Origin of the sequence: Burkholderia sp. (assembly GCF_018375725.1) — a bacterium.
Lineage (GTDB): Bacteria > Pseudomonadota > Gammaproteobacteria > Burkholderiales > Burkholderiaceae > Burkholderia.
In genome coordinates, this window is record NZ_JAHACR010000412.1 from 1 (window position 1) to 2970 (window position 2970).

Below are 2970 nucleotides of genomic sequence, written 5' to 3' on the forward strand. Positions count from 1 at the left end.
CCTTGAGCTGCGCGCTGCCCTGCACCGACGCCTTCTAGGCCGTCCAGATCTCCTCGAGATCCGCATATTCGCGGCCGAGACGCTCGATCTCTTCCTCGATCAGCGCCAGACGCTTCTGCGACGCTTCGTCCTGCTCCTTCTTCACGGCCTCGCGCTCGATCTTCAGCTGGATCAGCCGGCGGTCGAGCTTGTCCATTTCTTCGGGCTTCGAATCGATTTCCATCTTGATCTTCGAAGCGGCCTCGTCGATCAGGTCGATTGCCTTGTCCGGCAGGAAGCGGTCCGTGATGTAGCGATGCGACAGCTCGGCCGCGGCGACGATCGCCGGATCGGTGATGTCGACGCCGTGGTGCAGCTCGTACTTCTCCTGCAAGCCGCGCAGGATCGCGATCGTCGCCTCGACGCTCGGCTCGTCGACCATCACCTTCTGGAAGCGGCGCTCGAGCGCGGCATCCTTCTCGATGTACTGGCGGTATTCGTCGAGCGTGGTCGCGCCGATGCAGTGCAGCTCGCCGCGCGACAGCGCCGGCTTCAGCATGTTGCCCGCATCCATCGCACCTTCGGCCTTGCCCGCACCGACCATCGTGTGGATCTCGTCGATGAAGACGATCGTCCGGCCTTCGTCCTTCGCGATGTCGTTGAGCACCGCCTTCAGGCGCTCCTCGAATTCGCCGCGATACTTCGCGCCGGCGAGCAGCGCCGCCATGTCGAGCGACAGCACGCGCTTGCCCTTCAGCGTCTCCGGCACTTCGCCGTTGACGATGCGCTGCGCGAGCCCTTCGACGATCGCGGTCTTGCCGACGCCCGGCTCGCCGATCAGCACCGGGTTGTTCTTGGTGCGGCGCTGCAGGATCTGGATCGAGCGGCGGATTTCGTCGTCGCGGCCGATCACCGGATCGAGCTTGCCCGAGCGGGCGCGTTCGGTCAGGTCGACCGTATATTTCTTCAACGCCTCGCGCTGGCTTTCCGCATCCTGGCTATGCACTTGCGAGCCGCCGCGCACCGCGACGATCGCGGCCTCGAGTGCCTTGCGCGTCAGGCCGTGCTGGCGCGCCAGCTTGCCGGCCTCGCCCTTGTCGTCGGCGACCGCGAGCAGGAACATTTCGCTCGCGATAAATGCGTCGTTGAGCTTCTGCGCTTCCTTGTCCGCCTGGTTCAGCAGGCCGGCCAGCTCGCGGCCGATCTGGATGTCGCCGCCCGTGCCGGTCACTTGCGGCAGGCGCGAAATCGCCTCGTTCAGCGCGCCTTGCAGCGCCTGCACGTGAACGCCCGCCCGCGACATCAGCGAGCGTGCGGAACCGTCCGTCTGCGCGATCAGCGCGGCCAGCACGTGGACGGGTTCGATGTACTGATTGTCGTGGCCTGCCGCGAGGCTTTGGGCATCCGCGAGCGCTTCCTGGAATTTGGTGGTGAGCTTGTCGATTCTCATGTAGAAGAGACCTCCAATTATCGATTAACACCAAAATAGGGATGGATATCCGGCTTTCAAGCACATTCTGGCCGCTTTATCGCAAAAATCTTCAGAACGGGCGGAAACCCAAGCGTGGCGGGCCTTCACGGAGCCCTGTCCGGGTCAGCCGGGCAGCGCAGACGGCTCGGCCGACGATGCATCCCGGACAATCGCGACCGGCTTGATGCCGAGAAGCACCGCGAGTTGCGGGGCCGGCTGCGCGATCTCGCCAAGCGTGTGCCGGTCGAGTTCGGCAAAGAACGCCGCGCGCGCCGCCGCGAGCACGCCCTTCAGGCGGCACTGCGGCTCGATTGCGCACGCGCGGGCCGTCTCGCCCTCGGCAAAGCAGCCGACCAGCGCGAAATCGTTCTCGGTCGCGCGCACGACCTCGCCGACCGTCAGCCGCGTCGAGTGCGGGAACAGCCGCAGGCCGCCATTGCGGCCGCGGACGGTATCAACCCAGCCGAGCTCGCCGAGGCGCTGCACGACTTTCATCAGATGGTTCTTCGAGATGCCGTAGGCATCCGAGATCTCCTGAATCGTCGCCAGGCCTTCGCCGCGTACGGCCAGATACAGCATGACTCGCAGCGAGTAGTCGGTGTAGTCGGTCAGTCTCATGAATGAAAGCGGTCGGTCATGTTCGTACCCTGATTGCGCACTCGTGTGTGCCAATCCTGCGGCGGCCCTGCTGGCGAACTTGTCGTGTTCGCAACCGGCGCGCCGCGGCGACGGCCCGGTTGCCGCGAAGACGCGCGCGCAATAAGATGCGGTGCAACAGCACCTTTATCGAAGGGTGGGTCGTCGTTATTGTGCGTCAAAATCCCGCGAACGTCCCGCCCTTCGCCCAGCCTCTTTTGCCATGACCGCCACCACGCCCTCGCCCGACGCGACGCCGATCCACCCCCGCGACACGGTTCCGACCGAAGACAACATTCGCGAACTCGTCTACGCGTTCTACGAGCGCGTGCGGGCCGACCCGCTGCTCGGGCCGGTATTCGACAGCAAGCTGGCTGGCCGCTGGGACGACCATCTGCCGAAAATGGTGACGTTCTGGTCGAGCCTCGTGCTCGGCACCAAGAACTATCGCGGCAACGTGCAACAGGCCCACCAGCCGCTCGAGGGGGTCGAGCCCGCACACTTCAGCCGCTGGTTGTCGCTGTTCCTGAAGACAGTCGAGGCGCGCTACGCGCCCGCTGCGGCCGTTCGTTTCATGGAACCGGCGCTCAGGATCGCGCAGAGCCTGCAGTTGAGCCGCTTCGGCTGGGATTATGCGATTCCGCCCGAACAGCAGGCGCTGCTCGACGCGGTCGCGCCGCGCCGCCGCGATGCCGGAGACGATCCCGGACATCTGCCGTCGCGTGCGCGCGGCGAGCCGTTTCCGGCGAAGATCATCGGGCGCGGCCGCTCGGACGGCTGACGCCCCGCGCACAAGGCGCGCGCCCGATCCGGGACGTCAATCCGCTCAGCGCGGCGCGTTGCCCGATTCGACGCCCCAGCGCGCCAGCGCCGCGTCGTCGGTG

2 protein-coding genes and 1 pseudogene are annotated in these 2970 nt (G+C 65.9%); 1 reads left to right on the forward strand and 2 read right to left on the reverse strand.

The window, feature by feature from the left end:
- Positions 1–37 precede the first annotated feature (37 nt).
- Positions 38–1429: pseudogene (locus KH616_RS23610) on the reverse strand (Clp protease N-terminal domain-containing protein); the annotation flags it as partial.
- A gap of 144 nt (positions 1430–1573) precedes the next feature.
- A complete protein-coding gene (locus KH616_RS23615; RefSeq protein WP_292253423.1) occupies positions 1574–2068 on the reverse strand; it encodes an Rrf2 family transcriptional regulator in 495 nt (164 codons plus the stop codon).
- Positions 2069–2309: 241 nt separating this feature from the next.
- On the opposite strand from KH616_RS23615, the gene KH616_RS23620 reads away from it, so the two are divergent.
- Complete coding sequence (locus KH616_RS23620; protein WP_292253425.1) at positions 2310–2867, forward strand: group III truncated hemoglobin; 558 nt, start codon at positions 2310–2312, stop codon at positions 2865–2867.
- The last annotated feature ends 103 nt before the right edge of the window (positions 2868–2970 follow it).

Coding starts and splice junctions, on each gene's coding strand:
- KH616_RS23615 (WP_292253423.1), bottom strand. CDS start 2,068: ATGAGACTGACCGACTACACCGACTACTCGCTGCGAGTCATGCTGTAT.
- KH616_RS23620 (WP_292253425.1), top strand. CDS start 2,310: ATGACCGCCACCACGCCCTCGCCCGACGCGACGCCGATCCACCCCCGC.